The following is a 24511-nucleotide window of genomic DNA, read 5'->3' on the forward strand; positions in this document are numbered from 1 at the left end:
TGAAAAGTTCCTGCTCGGTCGGGCCGCCCTGTCCGTCGAGGGCCGCCGCAAAGGCGTCGATCGTGGCGACAGTGTGGCTGAGCAGCGACCGCACGCTCCACCCTGAGCACGGACTGGGGGCGTCCAGATTCGACACGCTCAGAGTGGAGACCAGGTCGACCAGGCGCTTATCGGCCTGTTGCAGCAGGTCCAACGAGTTCATCCGAGTTCCTTTCGTCAACTAACGTTTGACAGCAATGTTTACCGTTAGATTTTGTACTCGCGCTGCCTAACGTTGTCAACATCTTGATAGCATTAGTTAAATGAATACCGGGTCACGGCTCCAAAGGGCGCAGGCGGCGGGATTCGTCGTGGCGGGAGAGCCCTTGGCTGTGGACTTGGCCGACACGATCATCACCAGTCGGGATCCAGTCGTCGATCTGCTTGCCGACGAGGCGGCGTGTCGGTTCTGGTGGGGCCTGCAGCAGGATCGACTACCCGACGGGACGCCGGCTCCGTCACTTGCGCTCACCATTGAGCTGCGTCAAGCAGTTCGCGAGATACTCGACGCACACATCGCCGGGATCAGTCCCAGCGCAGCGGTCGTCAATCGCGTCAACGACATCGCATCAAGCGTGGCCTGCACCCGGCAGCTGGTGCAGACCCCAGCCGGGTGGGCCGCCCTGACCACTCGCCATCCACCGGCCGACCGGTTGTACGAACTCGCGCTAGCTGCCGTCGCCGAGAGCCTTATCGATCTGCTGGTCGGGCCTGCGCACAATCGCCTGCGCAGATGTGAGAACCCGACCTGCAGCATGCTCTTCGTCGCCTCCGACCCCCGCCGCAAGTTCTGCACCCAGAACATCTGCGCCAACAGGACACGAGTGGCCCGGCACTACCACCGCCACCACCGCAACTGACCCGGGCCCCGGCCAACCGCGCCGATGCCAACTTCGCCGGCCGCGCATGCCGAGACGCCACCGCGAACACACTGCTTGTGCTCAACACGAAGTCTCGATGACTCATCGGGCGGCCGATAGCAACCATATCGTGAGAACCCGCGATGTCCGCCCGCGCCGGTCTTTCGTCCGTCGCGGGTTGTGGGCCGATCATCGCGGCTTGGACACCTGCGCCACCCATCGTGCGCCCACGCGGTGGGTATGGGTCAAGGTCAGGCCCGCTCGCTCGGTCAGCTCCGAGGCGCTGTCGAGGCCGACCGAGGCCCAGTCAAACCAGCGACCCATCCCGCTGTCGGATTCCAGGCGAACCCGTCGCTGCTTGACACCCGATGTCGCCGGGTCGAACTCGACAAGGCATTGCCCGCCGGGAGCGAGCAACCGCGCGGCGCGGGCCAACACCCGCACGGGATCGCCAGCGAGGCCGATGTTGCCATCGACAAGTAGCACGGTGCCCCAACCACCCTCGCCGGGCAACGCACTGAACACGTCGCCGCGCAGGGCAGGCGCGCCACGCTGGTTGGCGATCCGCACGGCGGTCGCGGATTGATCGATTCCCAGTGCGGGTAGCCCGCGTCGAATCAGTTGTGCGACCAGACGTCCAGGTCCGCAGCCGAGGTCGATCGTCGGACCCGTGCACAAAGACACCACCGTTTCGTCGAAGGAGTGGTCCGCGCCGTGATGGCCGAGCCAGAGATCCACCGGCAGCTCTACGCGTTCACCGTCGTCGTGGCGAAGCCAGCAGCGCTCCCCCAGAAGCGCGCGCTCGTACTGCGGTCCCAGCATCCACCCTCCAGGTACGAGTAGAGGGCGTGGCACGCCCGTGGTGTTGAGTCGCCGATCGGTCGTCGGCTCGGGATGCGTCTGCACCCAATCGCGGTGCCTGACGCGCACGGTCATTGTTATGTCCGGGTGGCGTTGGTTGCCTGGCGAGCGCCGGGCATGTGAGGATTCCGTCAGCAACGGTCGGTATCGCGCGCGGGCGGCAGTCTGCGCGCTCAGCGTTCGGGTCGTTGATGCGCGACACCTCCGCTGCCGGGGACGATCACCTCGGTGACGGTGCGTTGGTAGGCGTCGCGGCTGGCTGTGTCCCCTGAAACCTTCACCGTTCCCCAGTCGACCTCTGGGTGCCCGACCAGACGGCTGGGGATCTCGTAGAGGTTCCCGAACTGGGCGAGCTCGGTGAAGGTGCCCCCGACGTCGGGGTCTCTGTCCTCGGTGAGCCAGGGTCGTGGTGACTCGATCACCACGACGGGTGTCTGGGCGACGCCGCCAGAGATCGTGGCGATGTCGCGCACGCACGGAAACACGAACGACTGCGGCCAGCTGAGCAGAACCGGTCCGTGGCCGGCAAGAAACCGGTTCAAGGGCACGATCGAACGCAGCCGCGGTCCGGTGAACGCCAGCCAACCGAAGGCGTCGGTGCGGGCGTCGACCGCCCGGATCCGTACCCGGTCAGCGCCGCGGGGCACCTCGGCGGCATCGACACCGATCGTGCGCCACAGTGGATGGTCGGGATCCTCGCCGGCGGCCGGCCGGTCGTTCGGGGCGCGGTCGCTGAGCACACTGACCTCCGCCCCCTGGCTGCGGCCGAATTCGAAGGCGAGCGCGTTGCCGCCGTTGGTGCGCCCCGAGACCGACACCGCGATGCCGGCGTCGGGCGAGAGCACCGGCAACACGAACCAGGGGCTGGTCATGGCTGCCGTGGCTGCGACACCGGCCGCGCGGCTACCCCACAGGAAAGTCGACGTGCCTCGCCCCGGGGGGTCGGGCGGCGGGGCGCCGGGCACGAAGCCGCCGTGGGCGGTGAATCCGGCGATCGCGCCGCCGGGGTCGGGCGCGGTGTCCAGGATCGCGCCGTCGGGCAACACTTCGATGTCATCGGCCAACCCGCACGACCGGCTGCCGCCGATCCAGTGCGTGTTCATCAGGGCCAGTGAACCGGCCGGACGGCGGATGGGCGCCGCGACAAACGAGCCAACCAGCAGGGCGAGCGCCATACCGACAGCGGTCACGGCGATCATGGCGGGACCCGCGACCACCACCCGCAGGGCACCCGGCCGTCGAGCGGCGATCCCCGCTGCAGCCGACAGCGCCGCGACCAGCCCAAGCCACAACACCGGATGAGCCAGCGGCAGGCCGAGCGGTCGGGGCGCCGTGTCGGCCCACGGGACGTCATAGACCGCAGGCAGCCACCAAGCGTTCGGCCCGGCGAAGGCCAGCGCCGCCGCTCCGGCGGCCAGCGCCGATCCCACAACCCCGGCAAGAACGCCGTAACGATCGGCCGCAGCGACTCGCTGGACGAGCATCACGACGCCCACAGTGAGCAGCGCGGCGAGTAGTCCCGCCGCTGACCCCAGGTGGTAGGACCACTTCGACGGTGACAGCGCCAGCAACGCAAGCGCCGTCGCCACCACCCCCGCCAGCCGAGCACCGGGCCGGCCGATCCGATCGCCGCGGCGCAGCCCCGCCCACAAGGTGATCGGCACCATCGCGACGGACAACAAGACGGGCAGCCGCTTGGCGAAGCTGCCCTGCTGGTCGGACCCCAACAGGTACCGATAGCGCAGTGGCTCCTCGTGCCACCGCAGCGACGGCCCGAAAAAGTTGTGCCAGTCGGTGGCCACCACCACGCCATCCCAGGTTTGATCGGCGAAGACGACGGTAAGAGCCACAGCCGCGACGCAGCACAGCATCGCGACAACCGCCGACAGGTGCATGCGAGCGGATGCCGCGCGCACTGCCGCGATCAGCCGCGGGGCGAACACCATCATCGGGGCCACGACCAGAAGGCCGTTGGCACTGATCGGCACCGTGACTGCGACGACCAGCAGCAGCCAGCCCACACCGGCCGGACTGCGAGCGCGTATTGCCAGCGCAAGAACCGCCGTAACACCCAGCGCCACATACGGTTCCGGACGGGTACCGAGGTTGAACGGCAGCCAGGTCGCCAGCAGGAACAACGCCGCCAAACTGCGGACCCGCATGCTCGCCGCGACCCCGGGCAAAGCCGCGCGTAGTACCCCCCGCGTCAACACAAACCAGGTCGCGATCGCCAATGCGGTGCTGGGGCCCCGCAGCCAAAACGGCGCCACGCTGACCCCAGTCAGCGGTGCCAGCAGCTGCTGGCTCAACGCGAACGGCGCCTCGGCGGCGTTCCACCATCGATAGTAATTACCCGGGTTGCCCGTCTCGGCCTGGTTGCGCGCGATCATGGCGGCCCAGCCGTCGTCGACGGCCAGCGGACCGATCACCGCCCACCCGGCCAGCACCGCCACCACCGCGACGTCGACCCACCACAGTCGATCCCGCTGCCGCAGCCACCGTCGACGCGGCGCGGTGGGTCGCGGCAACAACCACAGCGCCGCGGCAGCCGCGATCAGCTGCACCCCGATCAGGGCGTTCTTCAGTGGACCGGGAGACGTGGTGAAGGAATCACCGACCTCGAGGCGCACCTGCATCCCGGTCGCATCGGCCGCGTCGAGGTCCGTACGGAACCCGAACACCTCAGGAACCGGGTGGCCGGGCAGCTCGATCGTGCGCCCGGAGTCGGCGTCGCGCACCGACATCCCGGCCGGTCCGGCTGCGACGTGCACGTCACATGCGACGTCGTGGCGCGCGACCGGCAAATGCACGCTGCGCCCGTCGGCGGCAACACTGATCCCGGTGCGATCACCGCCGACGGTCAGGCCTGCAGGCCCGGTACCGGTGCTCAGCGCAATGACACGTACGGCAGATGCGGTCGCGGCGCGCAGGGCCGCGCAGGGGATCGTCGCCTGCAGGTGCAGCGGTCGGTAGGGCACCACGATCGCGCTGCTGGAGACGACCGGCTGGCCGGGCACCGGCCAGGTCAGCGTCGTCGTTTGGGCCCGCACCGGACAGAATGGCAGCGCGAGGCCGGCAACGATGCCCACGAGGCCGACAAGCAGAGCCAGCCAGCCGGGAGTCGCCTCGCGTGCACGCTGTGACTCCAAGTCTGCAGTCCCTTCGGGATCGGGCCGACAGGGTTTACACACAAGGGTGTCGGTCCGTCGTGGTGGCTCGCTCGCACACCGCTTCGACGTCACGGTGCGGTCACCATTGAGCATCACGCCCGCCATCGGTCCCCCACCACAACGCCTGCACCCCGGCGCGGCAGCTGATGCAAACCCCTGATGACCTTCTGGCCATCGGCGAGGCAGGACCGCGGCAGTGAATGTTCTGCCGGCCAACAGCAAGACTCGATGAGCGAGCCGCGCGTCGGCCACAGCGGCGCGATACGTTCACCCGGTGATCGGCTCTGGACCTGCCGAAAATCGGTCGGCTAGCCGGCAGGCAGCCGGTCGGGCGACACGATCTGCAAGTTGTCCTGGCCGACGGGGTGGCTGCCGGTGATCAGCACGGTGCCTGAAGATGGATCCACTGCAACAGAATTGGGCTGTTGGACGGTGGGGACGTCAGCGATGATGCGCGGCGTCGCGGCGTCGGTCGTGTCGATCACGCGCATCAGGTTCGATGCGGTCAGGGTGACATAAAGGCGGGCACGGCGCGCATCGTAGGCCAGCCCGTACGGGTTGCCGGGACCCTCGATCCTGGAGACCTGCGAGATCTGCGGCTCGATTCGCTCGATCAGTACCGCACCACCGTCGGTGTCGGCGAGTGCAACCAGATCGGTGGACAACCCCACCACGTGGGTCAGTTTCACACCGGCCGGGCCGTGCGCGGCCAGCCGCTGCGCGGCGCCGTCGTAGACCCATAATCCGTTTCCCCGCACATCGGCGACGGCCGCGTACTTGCCCACGCCCGCAACGCCTCCCGGCTGCACCGGGCCGCCAGGAGCCGAACCGATGACCTGGCCGTCGCGGACGAAAACGACACCGCCGCCGAGTTCGTTGGTGACCACGATGGTTCCATCCGCGGTCTGAGCGGCGTCGTGCGGCTGGTGGCCGACTCCGGTCGTCCTGGCAACAACCGCGCCCTGCGAAAGCGACACCTGCAGCAGCTCGTTGGACCCCTCCATCGGCACCAGGACCGGCCCGTCCGGTCCGGCCAGACTTAGGTGCCGCGCCGCTGCGGTGGTCGAGATCCGTCGACGCACCACACCTGTCGCAGCGGTGAACAACACCACGCCATCGGGATTGCGCACCGCCACGGCCCCGACTCCGGACCGCCCGACCACGATTCCTTCCGGCGCAGCTCCGATCGACACCACCCGGCCCGCGGGCGGAGTGCGCAACTGACCCGCGGTCGCGGGCTCAGCCGGCCGCGCCGCGCCCGATGTCGGAGGCGGACTCGACGTGGACACCGGCGAGCCGGCATCGCGGCCACACCCGACCGTCACACCGACGGCCAGGCCGACGGTCAATGCGATAGATGCTATGTCCAGCGAAACCCGCATTCGTCGAGCCCGCGGCCTCAGTCGGGGTCTGCCACCGCGGTGTGCCGGACCGAGTGCTCGACACCACCGACGATCGCGGGCCTGCCGTCCGGCGGCTGTGTCGAGTCGGCGGCCCCCGCCCGCGGGTGTCGCCGCCGGCACCGCAGCGTGAGCACCGCGACGGCCAGCACGACCAGCACCACGACGGTGTCGGGAACGTGAGCGGCCAGAGCCGCGGCGGCCGTCTCGCCCCGCAGTGCGATCCTGGGATCGACGGCGGGGATGCCGGTGCTGCCACCGAAGAAGACGAATACCGCCCCGGTCGCGACAAACAGCAGCCCACCGATGGCAGACGTGGTGTGCAGGTGCAGCCGACCGACCTGAAATGCCCTCCCACGCAACCATTTCCGATGCCCGAGGTCGAACCGCTGCCACGCCGCAGTCAATAGGAACAGCGGCGCGGTCATACCGGCGGCGTAGACGGCCAGCAGCACGCCACCGCGCACTGGGGCCGCGCCGGCGGCCGCCACCGTGAGTACCGCACCCAGGATTGGGCCGGAACAGAAGCCGGCCAGGCCGTATGCCGCTCCCAGGCCGGCGGTCGATATCCAGGTGCTGCGCTGGGCCATTCGCGCCTGAAGGCGAACCACCGGCGCCAGAGTCCACCCGCCGCCGAGGATCTGAACCAGGCCGAAAACGATGACCACCGTCCCGGCAGCAACGATCAACACCCTCCGATGCTCGGTGAGGATGGCCGCCAGTCCGCCTGTGCCCGCACCCAACGGGACCAGGACCGCGGCCAGGCCGAGATAGAAGACACCGGTGCGCGCCACCATCATCGTCGGACTAGAAAAGGCGTACGCGAAGAACGACGGCAACAGCAGCGCGTTGCACGGGTTGAGCAGCGCCAGCACCCCACCCAGAAACGCAGCCAGGTAGCCGATGTCGAGCACGTCAAGGCGCCTTCACCGCGGCGGCATCGATGACCCGACGAAGCGTGTCCAAGGATTGCGCACCGATGAGCAGCTCGTCGTTGACCAGGAAGGAGGGCACGTGGGTGATGCCGAGCTGCCGTGCGTCGCTGCGGTCGCGCTCGACCGCGTCGGCGATGGCGGGGTCAGCCAAGTCGGCGACGAACCTGTCAACGTCGAGTCCCGCGTTGCGCGCCATCGCCATCAGCGATTGCTCGGTCACCGCCCCGCTGTTTTCCGGGGCCTGGTCGCGGTAAAACGCGTCGTGAAACGCCCAGAACGCCCCTTGGCGCGCTGCTGCGCGCGCGCCGCGCGCGGCCAGCACCGACTCCGGACCCAACTTGGCCAGGTCATGCCATTCGAAGCGCACCTTGCCGGTCTGCACGTAATCGCCGATCAGCACCGGCTGGCTGTCCAGATCGAACGCCCGGCAAAACGGACACTGGAAATCACCCCACTCCGCCACCACGACCGGCGCCGACACCGATCCCCTCGCGAGGGCATCGCCCTCGGACGGCTGATGCGCGCCGCGCCACGTCTGAATCGCCGAGGACGCGGCGGTGGATCGTGACGCACCGTGCTGCGTCTGTGGTTCGGACGAATGGTGGATACCGGCCACAGCAAGCACCACCACAACCGCGACCACACTCAACGCACCCAGCCACCACCGTGCACGCCCGGCCAGCCGGCGCCCAAGGGTGCCCGAGGCTCGCGGGCGTCGCGCAGCGGAAGCGCCCGACGAGTCGTTCATCATCAGATCATCCATGGTTCACCGATCGGTCAAAGTTGGATGTCGGCTGAGGCAGAACGTCTTTCGGGCATCGCGAGCACACTCGTCTTGGAGCAAGCGATGCTGACGCGAGGGTATGCATGTCCGTAACTCCTTGCAGCCGAAGGAATCTGATCAACTCACTGATTCGAAAATCGTGCTGTCTTGAATCGAACCCTACGCGCTCACCACCGGTCGAGACTTGGCGGTCACCGTTCCGTCACAATTGGCGTGATCCAATTGCTTTGCCGCGGTGCGACAATCAGGGCTGCTGCCGAAGGCGCCGGCCCCAGCGCATGCCAACCAACCAACGCATGCCAACCAAGGAGGTTCCCTCATGAATCGAATCGCATTCTCCATCGTCGGCGCCAGCCTGCTGGCCGTGGCCGGTGTTGCCACAGCCGGACCCGCGGGGGCGACGGCCGACGACACCGTCAACTCGTTGAAATCCGAGGGCTACAACGTGCAAATCAACGGGACACCAAGCGCCAACCTCTCGGCGTGCACCGTCACCGGCGTCAAGAAGGACGCTGGGGGCGCCAACCCGACCGCCTACGTCGACATTTCTTGCCCGACCGGCTGCTGACGAGGCCGCCAACCGCACCGGACGCTACGGTGCGACGGTATGCAGCGCCCGGTAGTGTACTGTCCAGTACAGGGTAGGCTGAGATGAACGGATCCACAGGATAATGTCGCTTGCCGTCGAGCAATTATTGGCCGGGTACCGGGCATCGGGCAGAGAGTTCACCGCCGCCGGGGTGCGCTCCTTTGCCCTCGATGCCGGTGCGCCGGACGCCGAGCCGGTGGTGTGCGTGCACGGGGTTCCCGCGTCGAGCTATCTCTACCGCAAGGTCGTAGCGGCCGTGGCGCACCGGGGTCTGCGCGGTATTGCCGTCGACCTGCCCGGGCTGGGTTACGCCGAACGTCCGGCGGACTTCGACTACACCTGGACCGGCCTTGGCCGCTGGTTGCTCGCGGCCGTCGACGCGTTGGAGCTCGAACGTTTCCACCTGGTGGTGCACGACATCGGAGGGCCGATCGGGTTCGAAGTCGCCGCAGCACAGCCTGACCGGATCCGGTCGTTGACCATGCTCAACACCACTGTGGCCGTTGAGAGCTTTCAGCGCCCGTGGATGATGGAGCCGTTTGCACACACGGGCGTGGGCGAGGCGTGGCTGGCGTCGCTGCAGTTGCCCGGTGTGTTCCTGTCGTTGATGCGCTACACGGGTGTCAGCCGCAAGGTTCCGGCGGCCGAAATCGCCGCGTATGTCCCGCTGTTGCTCGGCGACGACGGCGGGCGGGCGTTCCTGAAGATCATGCGAGGCTTCGAGCCGACCGCCGACAAGCAACGGCGCTACGTGTCCGCCGTACGGAACACCCCGTATCCGGTGCAGATCGTCTGGGGCGCCCGAGACCACGCCCTGACATTGCGCCACGACGGCATTCACGCGCAACTGGCATCAGGCATCGACGACCCGATCCTGTTGCCCGCCAAACATTTCCTCCAAGAGGACTACCCAGAACAGATCGCCGACGCCGTCTGCCGTCTCGCTTCGGCCGTTGACGGACAGCGTCGGTAAACCCGACACCGTTGCGAACCTGACAGTCGCCACGAACAGCCGTTACGGCGCCCGCGTCCACTCCTTGTCAAACACACAGGCAGCGACCACGCGGACAGGCGCCTCGCGCCTGAGTCGTAGTTGACCATTCGGTCAACTTGGAGCCGAAACCCTGTTCTGTGTAACGGAAGCCGGGTTGGCCGACACCACACCAACGACAGCAGACTCCCGTTTGGAGGTTAAACTCGTGGCTACCAACAATGTCCTGACCAATCCGGGCATCCACGCGAGGCTCGAAGGCCTCGCGTCTTTCGTCGCCCGCTACGGCCTGGTCGTCGTGATCGCCTGGATCGGTGCGCTGAAGTTCACCGCCTACGAGGCCGAGGGCATCCAGCCACTGGTCGCCAACAGCCCACTGTTGAGCTGGCTCTACAACCTGTTCTCGGTGCAGACCTTCTCCAATCTGCTGGGGGTTTTCGAGATCCTCACCGCGATCCTGCTGGCCGCCAAACCCATCGCGCCCAAACTCTCGGTGCTCGGCAGCGTCCTGGCGACGCTGTTGTTCCTGACGACGATCAGCTTCCTGTTCAGCACCCCCGGCGTCGCCGAAGCGGCCGGCGGCGGATTCCCCGCATTGTCGTCGACCGGTCAGTTCCTGCTCAAGGACGTCGTCCTACTCGGGGTGTCGCTGTGGACCCTGGCCGACACCCTACGTGGGTGACCCCCACGCGATCGACGATGGGCGCCATGGTCGACGCCGACTCGGCACGCCACCACCGAAGTGCGATTCGGCCCTGGGCGGCAAGCATTGTCGTACACCGTCAGGTCATGGTGACGAAACGCCGACAGCCGCGAAATCGCCCATTACCCACCGCAGCCTCGACTGTACTGTTTAGTACACTATCTTTGTCACTTGCGGGCCCGCCACGAACTTTCTGAAAGGCAGTACTTCTCATGAGAAAAGCCAACGTCGTCGGCCCGGGCACTGTGGTGGCACCCCGGGAACTGGTCACCGTATCCGGAGAGACGGTGCGCATCCCGGATCCCGACCGCCTTGTCCATCTGCAGTTGCGTCGCTTCGCGGGCTGCCCGATCTGCAACGTGCACCTTCAGTCGATGGCGCGGCGTTACGACGAGATCGCCGCGGCCGGCATCCGTGAGGTGGTGGTGTTCCACTCCAGCGATGACGAACTGCGCCGCCACGGGGTCGAGCTGCCGTTCGCGGTCATCGGCGATCCGGCCAAGCTGCTCTACGACGAGTTCGGTGTGGGTTCCTCGCGGCGGGCCATCCTCGACCCCCGCGCCCTCGCCCCGGTCGTGGCCCAGCGGATTCGCCAACTCCTCAAGCGGGGCGACCCGACCCCGACACCGGTCTACAACAACGACCCGATCGGAGGCACCCTGGGGCTGCCGGGAGACTTCCTGATCGGCTCGGACGGCAAAGTGGTCGCCGCCAAACGCGGAATCCACGCCTACGACCAGTGGTCGGTCGACGAACTGCTGGCCCACGTGCGGTGACACCGGCCGCGGTCGCGCCGTGCCGGTCGGCCAGGGTTGCTTCTATATCCTTTTCGGGATGTCCGCATTGCGACCGACCGGCACGGCGCGCCCGCTCCCAGCGACCGCGCGCGGTCAGCGTGCGCGCGCACAGATCGTGGACGCCGCGGCCACGTTGATGTATCACAACGGCGTGAGCACCACCAGCCTCGACGACGTGCTGACCGCCGCGGGCGCCGGCAAGGGCCAGATGTATCACTATTTCGACGGCAAGGCCGACCTGGTGGCCGCGGTGATCGAGCGGCAACTGGAGTTGGTGCTCGCCGCGCAGCAACCCGAACTCGACCACACCGACTCCTGGCAGGGCATCGACGCGTGGATGGCCCGCATCGTGCGCGAGCAATCCCGAAGGGGCGGCCCGTTCGGGTGTCCGTTGGGAACGATCGCGGCCGAGTTGAAAAACGATGACACGTTTGGCCCCAGCCTGGATGCCGCGTTCGCTCGGTGGGAAGCCCCCCCTGGCGCGCGGGCTGAAGGCGATGAAGGATCGCGGCGACCTGGTGCACACGGCGAAACCGGCGCGCCTGGCCGCCATGGTCATCGCCGCCCTGCAGGGCGGGATGTTGCTCGCCCGTGTGCGCGGAAACGTCACCGTGCTACGCGACACCCTCGACGGCGCGGTCACCGAACTTCACCGCTGGGCGGCTACTTCAGCACCCGCCAAACCCGGATCGGCCCGCCGCAAGCGCCAAACCCGTTGAGCCGTCAGAACTCTCGCTGGCCTGCGCTGAGGTAATCCTCAAGACTTTGACGGATCGCTGCGCGTCCGCGGTGCAGCAGCACCCGTTGATTGCCCGCGGTGATGTCGAGCACCTCGCAGACCTCCGCGGCGTCGAACCCGAGAAGGTCGCGCAGGGTCACCACGGCGCGTTGTCCCTCGGGTAACTTGTCCAGCTCACGCCGGGCAACCTCCAACAACTCGCGATGCAGAACCGAGCCCTCCGGGCTGTCCGGGAACGGCGCCGGCGGCTGTTTCCACGAGCCGGCGCCGGGCTCGCCGGGACGGTGAAAGCGCGCTGGATCCACGGTGGCCGCACCGAAGTCGGTGAGGGTCTCGTTGCGCCGATGATCGCGAACCCCGCGCTGCTTGGCGATGTTTGTCAACACCGCAAAGAGCCACGTCTTGAGCGAGGATCGGCCCTCAAAACCCCTAATGCCCTTCACCACGGCGATCCAAGTCTCTTGCACCACGTCCTCGGCTGTCGGGTGATCGGAGACGTAGGCGCGTGCGACACGCAACAGGGCGGGCGTGTGCTCGTCGACCAGTTGAGCAAAGGCACGCTGATCACCCGCGCGAAGCCCCGTGACCAACGCCTGCTCACCGGCGATCCGGGTTACCATGAGCCCGCCGTCTCGGCGAAGGCGGCCAGCAGCCGGGCGCGGTAGACCGGATCGAGGTGCTCCTCACGGATGCCGCCCAGAGTGCCGACCGTGGCGTGCAACTGGTCCAAATAAGCGGCGCAGCCCTCACATCCGTGCAGATGCGTCTCAAAGCGCGCGCGATCGTCGGCATCGAGCGCGTCCTCCAGATACGCCGTGACCAGCTCGACCATCTCCTCGCACCGCAGCGGGCGCGACCGCATCACCCCGCGCCGCCGCCACCACCACCGCATCCGGCCAGCCTTAGACGTCATTTCTCGCCCTCGACAATCATCGGGTCCCCAGATCCCCGGTCGGCGCGGCGGAATGCCGGGCCGATGAATTCAGCGTGACACGGCCAACGGGTCGTTGCCACCAGCCGTCACACTTTCGTCACGGCGCCACCTTGAGCACCTCGTGGGCGAGGAGCTCGCCGCGATCCTCCTGCAGGAAGTGCGATGCGCCTTCGATGCGCACCTGATCGATGGCGCCGGGGATGAGGTCACAGAACACCTGACCAGCTCGGGGGAAGGGGAAGATGGGGTCCTGGTCGGAGAACGCCACCAGGGCCGGCTTCTGCCACCGCGACAGCTGGTCGATGACCGCCCGCATCTCGTTGGCCCCGACGTCGTCGCCCGTGATGGGGACAAGCAGCGGGAAGCGGGCCGCCCCGGCTTTGGACTCGGGCGTGGGGAAGGGCGCGTCGTAGGCGGCGACGACGTCGTCGGCCAGGTCGGTGGCCGTCGCACCCTGGATCACCATTCCGACCGGGAGGTCGGGGTTCTTCTCGGCGAACTCGCGCCAGGACAGGAACCCTTTGGACACCCGCCCCGTGAACAGCCCGGTGTTGAAGATCGCCAGTGCAGCCACGCGATCGGAGTGCTCGACGGCCCAGCGCAGGCCGATCGGGCCGCCCCAGTCCTGCACCACGGCCGTCGCCTGCTGCACGTCGAGGCGATCGAGCACCGCGCTGACGATCTGCACGTGCCGGTCGAAGGTGTACCAGTTCGGGTCAGTCGGCTTGTCCGAGCGCCCGAAGCCGGCGTAGTCCGGCGCAATGACACGGTGGCCCGCGGCCACCAGCGGGCCGATCATCTTGCGGTACAGGTAAACCCAACTCGGCTCGCCGTGAAAACACACGATCGGCGTGCCCTCGCGCGGGCCCTCGTCGAGGTAATGGATCCGCAGACCGTCAACGTCGACATAGTGCGGCGTGAAGTCATAGCCAGGCAGGTGGGCGAATCGGCCCTCCGGGGTCCGAAAAACTTCAGGCAGGCCAACGCTCATCGGGCAGCTCCAGGTGTGAGGCAGGTGATCGTGATGTAGTGTACCGAACGGTAAAGTCAGACTTTCGGCGGTCGGAGCGGCGATGACACGGACGGATCGGGCCATTCTCATCACGGGCGCGAATTCCGGGATCGGCAAGGAGATCGCACGGCAACTGGCACTGCGCGGCGCATTTTCGACAATCTTCCTCGCGTGTCGCAACCTCACGCGAGCCGCGTCGGCACGATCCGACCTCGAGCGCGCCACGAACACCGCGCTGTTCGAAATCCTGCACATGGACGTCGCCGATCCCGGATCTGTGCAATCGGCCCTCGACACGATCACCAAACCGCTGCACACCGTCGTCTTGAACGCTGGCGGCCTCGGCGGGCCAAAACCATTGGCGCTCAACGACCATGGTGTCACCGAGGTCTTCGCCGCAAACGTGCTGGGGCACGTGATGCTGCTGGAGGCGCTGATCCAGCGTGAAATGTTAACCGCCGCCGCCGTGCTGACCGGCAGCGAGGCTGCCCGTGGTGTTGTTCAATTGCGCATCCCACCCCCAACCTTCGCCCACCATTCCGCCGACGAGTTCGCCGGCGTCATCGACGGATCCTTCTACACCGGCAGGCGCGCCACCGCGATGCTGGCTTACGCCCACGCGAAATATCTTGGTGCACTGTGGATATCGGCCCTGGCACGCCGCCATCCCGACCTTCGTCTGCTCACCGTGAGCCCGGGCAACACCGCAGGCACCAACGCGTTCGAGCACACCAACCCGATAGTGAGGACCGTCATGAGCCGCGTCGTGATGCCCTACATCGCACCGCTGTTCGGCCTTGCGCACAAGCTCGACGTCGGCGCGCGACGTCTGGTTGACGCAATCGTCGATGACTCGTACCGCAGCGGAGTGTTCTACGCCAGTGGCGCCGGGAAGCTCACCGGGCCCGTCGTCGACCAGGCGACGATCCTGGCAGACTTCGCCGACACCACGATCCAAGATCGCGCCGACGAAGCCATCCACCGATTTGTCGCCGCCGCTCGCTGACTACCGATCATCGGTGACAAGCGCCGACGGGTCGGCTGCCACGATCGCCTCCACCTCGATGCGCAGCGCGTCGAGGTGGTCGCGGGCGGCCCCGTCATAGTCGCGTGCGTGGTCATCAAGAACACACACCGTCCCCACCACGTGCCCGCCGGCGTCTCGGACCGGCATCCCGAGGTAATTACTCAAGCCGAACTCGGTCTCATCCTCGTTGCCCGCGAAGGTGTCATCGAGGCGGGAGTCACGCACGAAGATCGCCTCCCCGCCGTCGACCACCCGTTCGCAATACAGCGGCACCCGATCCGGTGCGGCGCCGGCCTTGGAGCCTGCGGCGCCCACCCGATAGAAGGCGGTGCCCGGGCCCGCCGTCGCCGCGACGACCATGGAATCGGGGTCCGAGCGCATGACCAGAACGGACTTGACACCGAGTTCGTCGGCCAGTTCTTCCAGGCGGGGCGCCACCGGGGCAAGAGAAGGTGTGGTCGCCGCTGACGTGGCCGCGCGGCCAAGAACACGGTCGACCGCCGCCAAGATGTCTTCAGGCTCGGTGCGCGTGGCGTAATTAGGATGCACGTCGATCCACCGCAACACCGACTCGGCATCGACGATCGCCACCGTGGGCATCGGCAGCGCAACGGTGCCGTCGGCGTTCACCGCCGCAAGATCAAGCCCCAGCTGCTTCTGCGCGGCCTGCGCTTCGTCGCTGGGCGCGATAACGATGCCCAACGCGGCGGCGATGCGGTTGCCCGGATCGGAGAGCACCGCGAAGCTCAGCTCATTGGCCTGCTGCATCGACACCGAACCATCCGGGCTCTGCGGGCTGATGGCCACCAGACGAACGCCGCGGGCCTCCAGCGCCGGCACCAAATCCTGTTCGTAAACGCGCAGCGCGATGTTGCAATACGGGCACCACGCCCCCCGATAGAAGACCACGACCGTGGGTGCTCCGGCCAGCACGTCGGCCGACGAGACTGACGTCCCGTCCGCCCCAATGAGCTCAGCGATCGGGAATCGCGTCCCAGGCACGGCCACCGACGCCGGCACCCCGGCCGCCTGGAGCTCGCGCTGGTCGGCGGCGAAGACCTCGAGCACCTCAGGCGGAGCCACGCCGGCCAACTGCTCCGCCAATTCTGCGACCTTCTCGCTGAAAGTGGTGAACTTAGAGCTTGTCATAGCACGCCTTCCCCGTCGGTGGTGTCATCGAGCCTGTCGACAGCGATCTCGCCTAGTGTACCAAACAGTACAGACGATGAACTCGCTTGAGCACCAAGCCCTGTCGGGTCCGAACGCACAACTGGCGGGGACTCGAGTTTCGTTGTCCCCCGCGCAGCCATGGGCCATCATCGGCGGCATGCGACGTTCGGGGGCATCGAGTTCGGCGTGGATTTGCACACGATGGCCCTAGCTACGGCCCCGCCGTCGCAGCTCGGCGACCAGAGCGTCGAAGTTCGCCGGGCGCACCTGCACCGCGTCGTCGCGCGCGGCGGCAGTGATCTTGACGGTGCGGCGAATCTGGTCGATGAAGACTCGGCAGGCTTCGCAGCCGCGTCGGTGTTGTTCGAACCGGCGCAGGTCTGTGTTACTCAGTGCGTCATCGAGATACGTCGTGACCAGCTCGATCACGTCGCTGCACGCCAGTTGCAGTTCGTTGGTGATGAATTCGTCAGTCATCGAGATACTCCTCCAGCGCAGCCCGCAGGGCGGCGCGCCCACGATGCAGCAGCACGCGTTGATTGACCGCCGAGATCCCCAACGCGTCGCAGATTTCCTCGCTCGTCCAGCCCTCGACGTCGCGCATCGAGACCACCTCGCGTTGCGCGTCTGGCAGTTTGGCCAAGGCGTGCGAGATCAAGGTGCGCACTTCGCGAGAAAGCAGTCGTTGCTCTGGCAACAGGTCCCACCTTGCGGGCACGTCAGACCAGTGGTGGGCACCCAGTTCGGCGTGAACCATCCGGTTGGGATCTACCGACGGGTACGGATCCGCCTCCGGACCTGCGACGGCAAATGGCACGGTGCGCCCCTGTGTTCGGGCCAGCGTCCGTATTCGGTTGAGCATGATGCGGAACACCCACGTCTTGACCGTCGAACGACCTTCGAAGCTCCCGATCGTGCGAACCACCGACGTCCACGTGTCTTGCACGGCATCTTCTGCAATGGACGCCGACAGGTAGATCCGCGCCATGCGGACCAGGGGTGCATGCATCGTGTCGACCAGTAGGCGGAATGCTTCGGTGTCCCCGGCCCGCAACGCGTCGACGAACTCGTCCTCGCTAGCCCACCGGTCGTCGACGACCGTGCGGATGTGTTCGCCCATTACCCAGCACCGCTCCCCAGCCGAAATTGCGGCCCGTGTAACAGATCAGCTGCACGGGCGTCTAACCAGTGGCCTCATCGATCTGGCATGCGGTGTAAGGCCATCAACCCGAACAATACTGGAGGAGAACCAATGAGCACGCTGTCCCTTGTCACCGACGCCGACGCGACCAACGACCAGGCCGAGGCGTTGGCCTCCGTGCAGCAGGCATTGGGCACGATTCCCAACCTCACCCGCGCGATGGTGCACAGTCCGGCGCTGCTGCGCGGATATCTCGGTTTGGCCGGCGCTCTCGACCGCGGAACGCTGCCGGGCTCCACCCGCGAACGCCTCGCCATCGCCATCGCACAGGCCAATGGGTGCTCGTATTGCCTGTCCGCACACAGCTACCTGGGTGAAAAGGCGGCGGGACTCAGCGCCGATCAAATCGGGTCGGCGCGCAAAGCAGATGCGGACGACCCCAAAACCGCCGCGATCCTTGCATTCGCGGTGGCCGTCAACGAACACCGCGGCCACATCGATGACGCCGATCTGGAAAACGCGCGCCGCGCAGGTCTGACCGACGCCGAGATCGCCGAAGTCATTGGCCACGTGGGCCTTAACGTGCTGACGAACTACTTCAACAACGTCGCGCACACCGAAATCGACTTCCCAATCGTGCAGCCGTGAACCGCACGGCCTGGCGGGTCACGCGACCGCGGCCCGCCAGGCCAGCCGTCACACGACACGTGCGGTGCCGGGGTCATCCTCGAAGACCGCGGCAGGGCGGCCTCTCCGATGTGAAACGGAGAGGCGCCAGAATCCGAGCCCGATACTTGACGGCGACGGCTATCACGCCCACGTCGTCACACGTCCATCGTGTCGCGGCGAGTGGGCCTGAATACCCGCTCCATGACGGAAGCGACTGCAGCTGAGGCGATTTCCGGTCAACCTGGCGGGCGCCGCTGTGGTCAGCGAGGCCAACACCTTGTCCTGACAGTCGATCACCAGCCGCCGGGGATCACCTTCGGCTGTAGGCTGTTCACCTTCGGTTCGAAGGGCAGCTGCGGGAACAGCGTCTCAGCGACCCGGTAGCACTCCTCGAGGTGCGGATACCCGGAGAGGATGAACGTGTCGATGCCGATGTCGTGGTACTCCATGATCCGGTCACGGACCTCCTCGACACTGCCCACCAGCGCGGTGCCGGCCCCGCCGGTGACCAGACCGACGCCTGCCCAGAGGTTGGGGCTCACCTCGAGGTGCTCCCTCGAGCCACGGTGCAGGGCCACCATGCGGCGTTGGCCTTCCGACTCAGAGCGGGCCAGCGCCGCCTGGGAGGCGGCGACGTCCTCGTCGCGCACGTAGCGGATCAAGTCATCGGCGGCCGCCCACGCTTCTCTGCTCGTTTCCCGCACAATGGTGTGTAGCCGGATGCCGAAGGTGACTCGTCGCCCGGCAGCGTGTGCCTTGGCCCGCATCTCGTCGAGTTTCGGCTGCACCTGCTCCGGTGGTTCGCCCCACGTCAGCACGGTGTCGATCCATTTCGCGGCGAACGCTTGCCCAGCGCCAGAGGAGGCGCCGCACATCAGCGGAGGGTGCGGCTCCTGCAGGGGAAGGTAGTGAAGCTGCCCCCCTTCGATGCGGACATATCGGCCGTTCATGTCCACGGTCTTGCCCTGCAGCAGGTCGGTCCACGCCTGGATGTACTCGTCGGCCTGCTCATAGCGTTGGCCATGCGACAGGAAGACACCGTCGCCGGCCAGTTCGACCGGATCGCCTCCACAGACCACGTTGACGGTGAGCCGACCCCTGCTGTAGCGGTCGAAGGCCGAGGCCATTCGAGCCGTCATCGACGGGGTCGACTGCCCGGGCCTGACAGCGACGATGAATCGCAGGCTCGTGGTCTCGGGTGCCAGAAACGACGCGGTGATCCATGCGTCTTCACACACCGAGCCCGTCGGGACCAGCACTCCGACATAGCCCAGATCGTCTGCGGCCTGCGCGATTTGGGTGATGTAACGCAGGTTAGCCGCCCGCGCCCGGTGCATCGTCGACAGGTGTGGGCCGTCGGTGTGGGTGGGGATGTACCAGTAGATGTCCATTCCTGCCTCCTTGATGCAAAACAGTGAGGATCTGGGCGCGGAGGGCCTGAAGTGCTGGGTCCGCCACGTCCCGCGGGCGGGGCTGGGGGTGCGCCATGTCGGCGATGATCCGTCCGGGTGGACCAGCCATCACAATCACCCGGTCTGCCAGTAGCACGGCCTCGTCGACGTCGTGGGTCACCAGGATCGCGGTGAGCGCCTCGTCGAGGATGATCCGCTCGAGTTCGGTTTGCATTTGACTGCGCAGCAGGCTGTCCAGCGCGCCCAGCGGCTCGTCGAGCAGCAGGATCTCGGGAGTGGTGACCAAGGCGCGGGCCAAGGAGGCTCGCTGCGCCATGCCGCCGGAAAGCTGATTCGGCCACGCCTTGCCGAAACCGGCCAGCCCGACCAGGTCGAGCGCATGGACGACTTGCTTTTCGATTTGGGCGGCCGGTCTCCGGAACGGCAGCGCGTAGGCGACGTTGTCAGACAACGACATCCACGGCATCAGTCGGTGCTCCTGGAAGACCAGGCCCCGGTCCCGGCCGGGTCCCCGAACGAGTCGACCGAAGGCCCGGATTTCGCCAACGAACGTGGTGTCAAGGCCCGCGATCGCGCGCAGCAGCGACGTCTTGCCAGCTCCGCTGCCACCCACGATGCCGACAACCTCTTGACGGCGGACGTCGAAGTTGACCTCGCTCAGCACATCCAGGGGACGCTTGCCGACCGTGACCCGTTTCTCGCGAATTCGTACTTGCAGGGCCGGCACCTCCGCGCCATTCACGTCAGCCACGGTAGGAGCGGTCCCAGCGGGTGAGGTAGCGGCCGAAGCGGGCGAGAAGCCCATCGGTGGCCTTTCCGAGAATGCCGATTGCGAGCATTCCGGCGATCATGGCAGCGGGCCGTGCGAAGTTGCGCGAATCCCAGATGAGCCATCCCAACCCGTTAGCCGACGCGATGACCTCCGCCGCGACCAACAGTGTCCACGACAGCGCCATCGCAACGCGCGCCGATGCGACAATCGACGGAGCCGCCGACGGCAGCAACACCGTCCGCAGCACTGTCCAGCGCGACTTCTCGTAGAGCTGCGCGACCTCCACGAGATCTTGCGAGGCAGAACGAATCCCCGCAGCGGTCGCCAGGATCAGCGTGGTGGCGGACCCGATCGCCACCAAGGTCACCTTTGAGAGCTCTCCGATGCCAAACACGATGACCAGCACCGGAATCCACGCCACCGCCGGGACCGGAATCAACGTCAAGGCGGTGGGCTCCAGGATTTTGGCTGCCAACGGGCTGGTGCCGATCACCGCCCCTGCCAGAATGCCGACCGTGCTGCCGATGGCAAAGCCAATCGCTATGCGGCGCACACTGACCCACGCGTGCTCGATCAGCGTTCCATCCATCGCCAGCCTGACGAACGCTTCGAGTGAGTCGAGCGGTCCAGCAACGAGCGTGTGCGGCAGGACGCCGCTGACCACCGCGACGTGCCATGCCACGACCAGTCCGATCGGTACGGCCAGCGCAAGTACGCAGCTTGTCAGACGATCGAAGAACCGCCGGCGTCGACGGGGCGCATTTGTCGCCACGGGCGCAGTCACCATCATCGTCATCGCGGAGGTCCGACCAGGTCCTTGACATCGACCTTCTGCTGAATGAAGCCAGCATCGGCCAGGAAATCGGCCTTCGCCTGGATGTCGGCAATGACCTCCTGAGTCAGCGTGGCGGTGAAGTCGTGGCGCGGCCAGGCCAATTCGACCACCTCCGGATCGACCCGAACTTCAGTGGCCACAATCGATTTCGCTTCTGCCGGTGATGCGCGGATGAACTCCTTTGCTTTGCCGATGGCAGCGACCAAAGCGGAGTAAACGGCCAGTGCATCTTCGGCCAGCCCGGGCCGTGCAACCGCGATGGACTGGATCGCAGCATCGCCTGCCGGTAGCAGCCTGGCGGTCTTCTGGACAAGCTGCTGCTGCACGAACGGCGGCCACACCGCCCACGCATCCAGGTGACCTGATTCGAACGCCGCCTTCGCGTCCGGCGGGGCCATATCGATCACTTGAATTAACTTGGGATCGACGCCGGCATCCTTGGCGATCTTGATCAAGGCGTAATGCGACGACGTACCCGCTAACACACCGACGCGCGCTCCGCCCAAATCGGCAGCGCTCGCGATCTTGCTGTCGATCGGTACGAGGATGTCCTGGACCAGGCTCGCGCCCAGAGCCACAATCCTGCAATGAACTCCCGCCGCCGCGGCGATTAGAGCCGGCGGCTCGGCCATGAAGACCATGTCGACCCGGTTTGTCGCCAACGCTTCTGTGACGGCTGGCGCCGAGTCGAATTCCACGTAGTCGACTTTCGTGCCGGCGCCGACGGCGGATTCGAACAACCGTTGCTTGCGCGCGATATAGAACGGTGCGTAATCGACTGCGCTGGCGAAAGTCCCAATCCGGACTGTATCCGGGGCACCACCGCCCCCGCCACAGCCACCTACGAAGAGCACGAGTGCCACAACAAATCCAATGCGGCCGACCAACCGGGCTAGCCGGCCGCCGCGAACTCGGAGCGTCGACATTCTGCAGACTCCCTTGCTACCAATCTGTCGCACGATAGATATTCCTGGTTATGGATCCATTACGTAGCTGTAGCGCACTCGTATCGCTGAACCGGATCAACAAGCCCGGCTCCAAGGACTTCAACCCTCCGAGGCAGACGGGTCTGCGCAATCGGGTCTGCGCAATGAACTGCGCCTGCTGGCACCGCATTCCCGTCCCGCACAGCGCTCGATGACCTGATAGACGATCCGGCCACGCGGACGTCGCAGTGCGGTGGGTATCGATGTTCTCCTGCATCGTCAGAGTCCATGCGCCCACCCGACAACAAACCGTGGCGCCCGCACAATAAGTTTGCAGTTCCTGTTGCGAGCGGCCACCGTTATGATCACCGCGAGTCGAAACCCGGCCTCGTCCACCGCCCTGCACTGCCCTAGAAATCTGCGGGGTTCGCCACCACAAGCAACACAGACGCCCCTCCCGCAAGCTTGAACAATGTCTTACCGCGGGCCTACGGAGAAGCGGAAGTAGTCGGGCTGGTATCGACGTTCACCGAGTCGCCCCCAGACACGCCACCACGGCCAGCCCGGCCTGGCTTGCCGGGCGAACGACAGCAACAAAAGCGCCAACACCGAGGACAGCATCGGAATCCCGACCGCCGCCTCCTTCAGCTGAGCGCGAACGTCCGCCGTCCGCTGACCATCATCACAGTGGCTTCGAGTGGGATGCGGTGTGAACAGAACGCCTGTGCCAGTTCGATATCCGAATCGGACGTGCACATCGTGACGGTGACGCCGATGACACGGTGGATACTGGACTTCGCGGCAGCCGCGGTATGGTCTAGCGGCACAAGGAGATTGGTCTCGGAATCGGGATGCCGCGGCGTTGCCCCGTGCAGGGGGGAATAGGCGACCACGTTAAAGTCCTTCGCGCCGCGCTCCTGCAGCTGGCCGTCGCCGTTTGCGAACCCGGACGCTCTGTCGCCGTCTTCGACTGCCGAAAAGCCATGCTGTCTGCAAGATCGGCCTGTCGGCCGCGACCAAACATGCTTACGCCCGCTTGGACACCAGCCCCCTGTGCGACCTCATCCGCTGTTCGTTCAAAAATGTGCACGCCGCCAACTCGCCAGCGCCGACGGCACAATCAGCGCATCGCGCCCGACCGCTAAGGATTTTAGGAGCGCCAGTACTTTCGGCCCCAGCAGTCACCACCACGGCGGCGACACAGCCGTTGGGCGTGAGGACTTCAGACGGAATCGGCGCCGAAACGATGAAATTACACCCTTGGGTTCCGCGGTTTTGCGGCCTTGCCGCTGCAGGACCCGGCCGGGGCGGCGGTCGAGCTGGAACGCTGCGTGCGACAGCTCGGGTTGTCCGGGGCGCTGGTCAATGACTGCATCCACAGACCGGGCGGACACTGCCTGGATGCACCCGAGTACGACGAGGTTTGGGCCGCCTTGGAAGCGCTGGGCGTAGCGCTGTATCTGCACCCGGGCGCCCCGCCGGCCGATCGGTGGCATGCCCTGGACGGTCGGCGCGAACTGTATGGCCCGACGGGGAGTTGGGGCGCCGCGGTCAGCGGCCACGCCCTGCGGATACTCTTCGCCGGAGTTTTCCGACCGCCATCCCTTCGGCCACCCTGATCTTGGGCCACATGGGCGCGTTCTTGCCGTTGCAGCGCAGCAGGCTCGACTCGCGTGTCCGCACCATCCAACCCGGCACACCGCTCAAGCAACCACCATCGGCCTACATCGGCACCAACATCGTGTTCACCACCAGCGGGGTGTTCTCGCCGGCGACCCTGACCGGGGCGGTGCTGGAGGTGGGCGCCGATGCTGTCATGTTTTCCGTGGACTACCCGTATGAGTCCTCGCAAGAGGCCGTCGCCCGGCTGCAGCGAACAACGCTCAGTGCCGGTGACCGGGCAAAGATCGCCCACGCCAACGCCGAACGCATCCTCGCGATCTCAGCCCGTTGAGCCGCACCTATCCATCCAAGACGGTCGCGGCACAACAGCGTCGGGTTGGCCGTGGCGTCGCTGCCGATCCGAACCAGCCTCTCGGGTGGGGCCGCCCTGCCGGCGAGCTGACGTCGACTGAGTCGCAGGCTGCTGGCTGATCAGCGCCGTCGCGCCTATGGGTTGCGCCGGTAAGCACTGACGTGCCCGAGCGCCATGTTCAGGGCGAGTTCGACGGGGCGGGCGCTGCGCATGGTCTGCGCCATCAGCAGACCGCCTTGCAGCGCGCTCATCATTGTCAACGCGAGCTCGGCCGGGTCGGCCTCGGCGGCCAGTTCGCCGTTGTCGCGCATGGCCACAAAGCCCGCGGACAGATACGATTCCCATTCGGCAAAGCACTGCGCGAGCACGTGTCGCGCAGTCTCGGATCGCTCAGCGAGTTCACCGACCAGCGAGCCAAGGGGGCAGCCGCCGACACCCTGCCTCGCGCGGGTCATGGCAACGAGGTGATCACACCAGCGCTGCAGACCCTCCCACGACGAGACCTCGCGAAGGTCGGGCTCCTGGGCGGCGATCACGCGGCCGAGCTGGATGGTGATCACCTCGCGAATGAGCGCGTCCTTGTTGGCGAAGTAGTGATACAGCTGCGACTTGCTGGTGGCGGTGACGGCCATGACATCGTCCAGGCTGGTTCCGGCCACCCCGTGCTCCTGCACCAGCGACGCCGCCGCCGCGACGATGCGGGCTCTAGTCGCCGCGCCGCGAGCCGTCAGCCGCGAACCAGCAGGGCCCTCCGTTGACACCATGACCGC

27 protein-coding genes and 1 pseudogene are annotated in these 24511 nt (G+C 66.5%); 10 read left to right on the forward strand and 18 right to left on the reverse strand.

All coding sequences use genetic code 11. The features are described 5' to 3' along the window. Positions 1 to 202: DinB family protein (locus BST47_RS25930; RefSeq protein WP_182872718.1), on the reverse strand; the 202-nt coding region annotated here is incomplete at its 3' end. Positions 203 to 302: 100 nt separating this feature from the next. On the opposite strand from BST47_RS25930, the gene BST47_RS25935 reads away from it, so the two are divergent. After that, positions 303 to 899, forward strand: coding sequence for a CGNR zinc finger domain-containing protein (locus BST47_RS25935; RefSeq protein ID WP_023363551.1), 597 nt, complete (start codon positions 303 to 305; stop codon positions 897 to 899). Between the two features lie 189 nt (positions 900 to 1088). Here the strand turns inward: BST47_RS25935 and BST47_RS25940 are convergent, their stop codons facing one another. From BST47_RS25940 to BST47_RS25960, 5 genes are all read right to left on the reverse strand, one after another. Further along, complete coding sequence (locus BST47_RS25940) at positions 1089 to 1721, reverse strand: class I SAM-dependent methyltransferase (protein WP_023363553.1); 633 nt, start codon at positions 1719 to 1721, stop codon at positions 1089 to 1091. Between the two features lie 212 nt (positions 1722 to 1933). Continuing rightward, positions 1934 to 4909, reverse strand: a complete 2976-nt coding sequence (locus BST47_RS25945) for an arabinosyltransferase domain-containing protein (protein WP_023363415.1) — start codon at positions 4907 to 4909, stop codon at positions 1934 to 1936. Between the two features lie 329 nt (positions 4910 to 5238). Next, complete coding sequence (locus BST47_RS25950; protein WP_225337107.1) at positions 5239 to 6279, reverse strand: NHL repeat-containing protein; 1041 nt, start codon at positions 6277 to 6279, stop codon at positions 5239 to 5241. Between the two features lie 50 nt (positions 6280 to 6329). Continuing rightward, the gene (locus BST47_RS25955; RefSeq protein WP_023363419.1) at positions 6330 to 7244 is read right to left on the reverse strand and encodes a cytochrome c biogenesis CcdA family protein; all 915 of its coding nucleotides are present in this window, start codon (positions 7242 to 7244) and stop codon (positions 6330 to 6332) included. A 1-nt stretch (position 7245) separates the two neighbouring features. After that, positions 7246 to 8028 (reverse strand): DsbA family protein, encoded by a 783-nt coding sequence (locus BST47_RS25960; RefSeq protein WP_023363421.1) that lies wholly within the window; start codon positions 8026 to 8028, stop codon positions 7246 to 7248. A 340-nt stretch (positions 8029 to 8368) separates the two neighbouring features. Here BST47_RS25960 and BST47_RS25965 point away from each other — a divergent pair, with 340 nt between their 5' ends. From BST47_RS25965 to BST47_RS25985, 5 genes are all read left to right on the forward strand, one after another. After that, a complete protein-coding gene (locus BST47_RS25965) occupies positions 8369 to 8617 on the forward strand; it encodes a hypothetical protein (protein ID WP_023363423.1) in 249 nt (82 codons plus the stop codon). Positions 8618 to 8720: 103 nt separating this feature from the next. Further along, positions 8721 to 9611 (forward strand): alpha/beta fold hydrolase, encoded by an 891-nt coding sequence (locus tag BST47_RS25970; RefSeq protein WP_023363425.1) that lies wholly within the window; start codon positions 8721 to 8723, stop codon positions 9609 to 9611. 226 nt (positions 9612 to 9837) lie between these two features. Continuing rightward, on the forward strand, positions 9838 to 10311 hold the full coding sequence (locus BST47_RS25975; protein ID WP_023363427.1) for a YkgB family protein: 474 nt from the start codon (positions 9838 to 9840) through the stop codon (positions 10309 to 10311). A gap of 233 nt (positions 10312 to 10544) precedes the next feature. Further along, positions 10545 to 11108: a peroxiredoxin-like family protein gene (locus BST47_RS25980; RefSeq protein ID WP_023363428.1), complete on the forward strand. Its 564-nt coding sequence runs from the start codon at positions 10545 to 10547 to the stop codon at positions 11106 to 11108. Positions 11109 to 11166: 58 nt separating this feature from the next. After that, positions 11167 to 11883 carry a TetR/AcrR family transcriptional regulator gene (locus BST47_RS25985; protein WP_307188177.1) on the forward strand — a complete coding sequence of 239 codons (717 nt, stop codon included), beginning with the start codon at positions 11167 to 11169 and terminating at the stop codon, positions 11881 to 11883. On the opposite strand, the gene BST47_RS25990 is transcribed toward BST47_RS25985, so the two are convergent. The 3 genes from BST47_RS25990 to BST47_RS26000 all read right to left on the reverse strand — a co-directional run bounded on the left by BST47_RS25990 (position 11853) and on the right by BST47_RS26000 (position 13793). Next, positions 11853 to 12488 (reverse strand): RNA polymerase sigma factor, encoded by a 636-nt coding sequence (locus tag BST47_RS25990; RefSeq protein WP_023363431.1) that lies wholly within the window; start codon positions 12486 to 12488, stop codon positions 11853 to 11855. The two genes, BST47_RS25985 and BST47_RS25990, sit on opposite strands and share 31 nt — an antisense overlap. After that, positions 12482 to 12781, reverse strand: a complete 300-nt coding sequence (locus tag BST47_RS25995) for an anti-sigma factor family protein (RefSeq protein ID WP_306341108.1) — start codon at positions 12779 to 12781, stop codon at positions 12482 to 12484. Before BST47_RS25995 ends, BST47_RS25990 begins: the two co-directional genes overlap by 7 nt. Positions 12782 to 12899: 118 nt before the next feature. Continuing rightward, positions 12900 to 13793, reverse strand: a complete 894-nt coding sequence (locus BST47_RS26000) for a haloalkane dehalogenase (RefSeq protein ID WP_033718784.1) — start codon at positions 13791 to 13793, stop codon at positions 12900 to 12902. Positions 13794 to 13875: 82 nt separating this feature from the next. Here BST47_RS26000 and BST47_RS26005 point away from each other — a divergent pair, with 82 nt between their 5' ends. Then, entirely contained in the window at positions 13876 to 14820 is a 945-nt protein-coding gene (locus tag BST47_RS26005) for an SDR family NAD(P)-dependent oxidoreductase (RefSeq protein WP_023363435.1), read from the forward strand. Here the strand turns inward: BST47_RS26005 and BST47_RS31295 are convergent, their stop codons facing one another. The 3 genes from BST47_RS31295 to BST47_RS26020 form a co-directional block, all read right to left on the reverse strand. Next, positions 14821 to 15990 carry a redoxin family protein gene (locus BST47_RS31295; RefSeq protein WP_023363437.1) on the reverse strand — a complete coding sequence of 390 codons (1170 nt, stop codon included), beginning with the start codon at positions 15988 to 15990 and terminating at the stop codon, positions 14821 to 14823. A gap of 228 nt (positions 15991 to 16218) precedes the next feature. After that, on the reverse strand, positions 16219 to 16488 hold the full coding sequence (locus tag BST47_RS26015) for an anti-sigma factor family protein (protein WP_023363439.1): 270 nt from the start codon (positions 16486 to 16488) through the stop codon (positions 16219 to 16221). Then, a complete protein-coding gene (locus tag BST47_RS26020) occupies positions 16481 to 17131 on the reverse strand; it encodes an RNA polymerase sigma factor (RefSeq protein WP_023363441.1) in 651 nt (216 codons plus the stop codon). The genes BST47_RS26015 and BST47_RS26020 overlap by 8 nt, the downstream gene beginning before the upstream one ends. A 132-nt stretch (positions 17132 to 17263) precedes the next feature. Here BST47_RS26020 and BST47_RS26025 point away from each other — a divergent pair, with 132 nt between their 5' ends. Further along, positions 17264 to 17800: a carboxymuconolactone decarboxylase family protein gene (locus tag BST47_RS26025; protein WP_023363443.1), complete on the forward strand. Its 537-nt coding sequence runs from the start codon at positions 17264 to 17266 to the stop codon at positions 17798 to 17800. Positions 17801 to 18114: 314 nt separating this feature from the next. Here BST47_RS26025 and ssuD read toward each other — a convergent pair whose 3' ends face one another. The 5 genes from ssuD to BST47_RS26050 form a co-directional block, all read right to left on the reverse strand. Then, positions 18115 to 19212: an FMNH2-dependent alkanesulfonate monooxygenase gene (gene ssuD, locus BST47_RS26030; protein WP_023363445.1), complete on the reverse strand. Its 1098-nt coding sequence runs from the start codon at positions 19210 to 19212 to the stop codon at positions 18115 to 18117. Then, complete coding sequence (locus BST47_RS26035) at positions 19136 to 19975, reverse strand: ABC transporter ATP-binding protein (protein WP_063840604.1); 840 nt, start codon at positions 19973 to 19975, stop codon at positions 19136 to 19138. The genes ssuD and BST47_RS26035 overlap by 77 nt, the downstream gene beginning before the upstream one ends. A gap of 1 nt (position 19976) precedes the next feature. After that, complete coding sequence (locus BST47_RS26040) at positions 19977 to 20777, reverse strand: ABC transporter permease (protein ID WP_157859006.1); 801 nt, start codon at positions 20775 to 20777, stop codon at positions 19977 to 19979. 20 nt (positions 20778 to 20797) lie between these two features. Continuing rightward, positions 20798 to 21727, reverse strand: coding sequence for an ABC transporter substrate-binding protein (locus BST47_RS26045; RefSeq protein WP_052552041.1), 930 nt, complete (start codon positions 21725 to 21727; stop codon positions 20798 to 20800). A 683-nt stretch (positions 21728 to 22410) separates the two neighbouring features. Further along, positions 22411 to 22659: a hypothetical protein gene (locus BST47_RS26050; RefSeq protein WP_023363451.1), complete on the reverse strand. Its 249-nt coding sequence runs from the start codon at positions 22657 to 22659 to the stop codon at positions 22411 to 22413. 378 nt (positions 22660 to 23037) lie between these two features. Between BST47_RS26050 and BST47_RS31485 the strand changes: the two are divergent. Both BST47_RS31485 and BST47_RS31490 read left to right on the forward strand, forming a co-directional pair. Next, positions 23038 to 23385, forward strand: a pseudogene (locus BST47_RS31485) (amidohydrolase family protein); the annotation flags it as partial. 11 nt (positions 23386 to 23396) lie between these two features. Further along, a complete protein-coding gene (locus BST47_RS31490) occupies positions 23397 to 23720 on the forward strand; it encodes an amidohydrolase family protein (RefSeq protein ID WP_023363454.1) in 324 nt (107 codons plus the stop codon). Between the two features lie 155 nt (positions 23721 to 23875). Here BST47_RS31490 and BST47_RS26065 read toward each other — a convergent pair whose 3' ends face one another. Continuing rightward, positions 23876 to 24505: a TetR/AcrR family transcriptional regulator gene (locus BST47_RS26065; RefSeq protein WP_023363456.1), complete on the reverse strand. Its 630-nt coding sequence runs from the start codon at positions 24503 to 24505 to the stop codon at positions 23876 to 23878. Positions 24506 to 24511: the final 6 nt, after the last annotated feature.

This window comes from Mycolicibacterium tusciae (assembly GCF_002086795.1).
Taxonomy (GTDB): domain Bacteria; phylum Actinomycetota; class Actinomycetes; order Mycobacteriales; family Mycobacteriaceae; genus Mycobacterium; species Mycobacterium tusciae.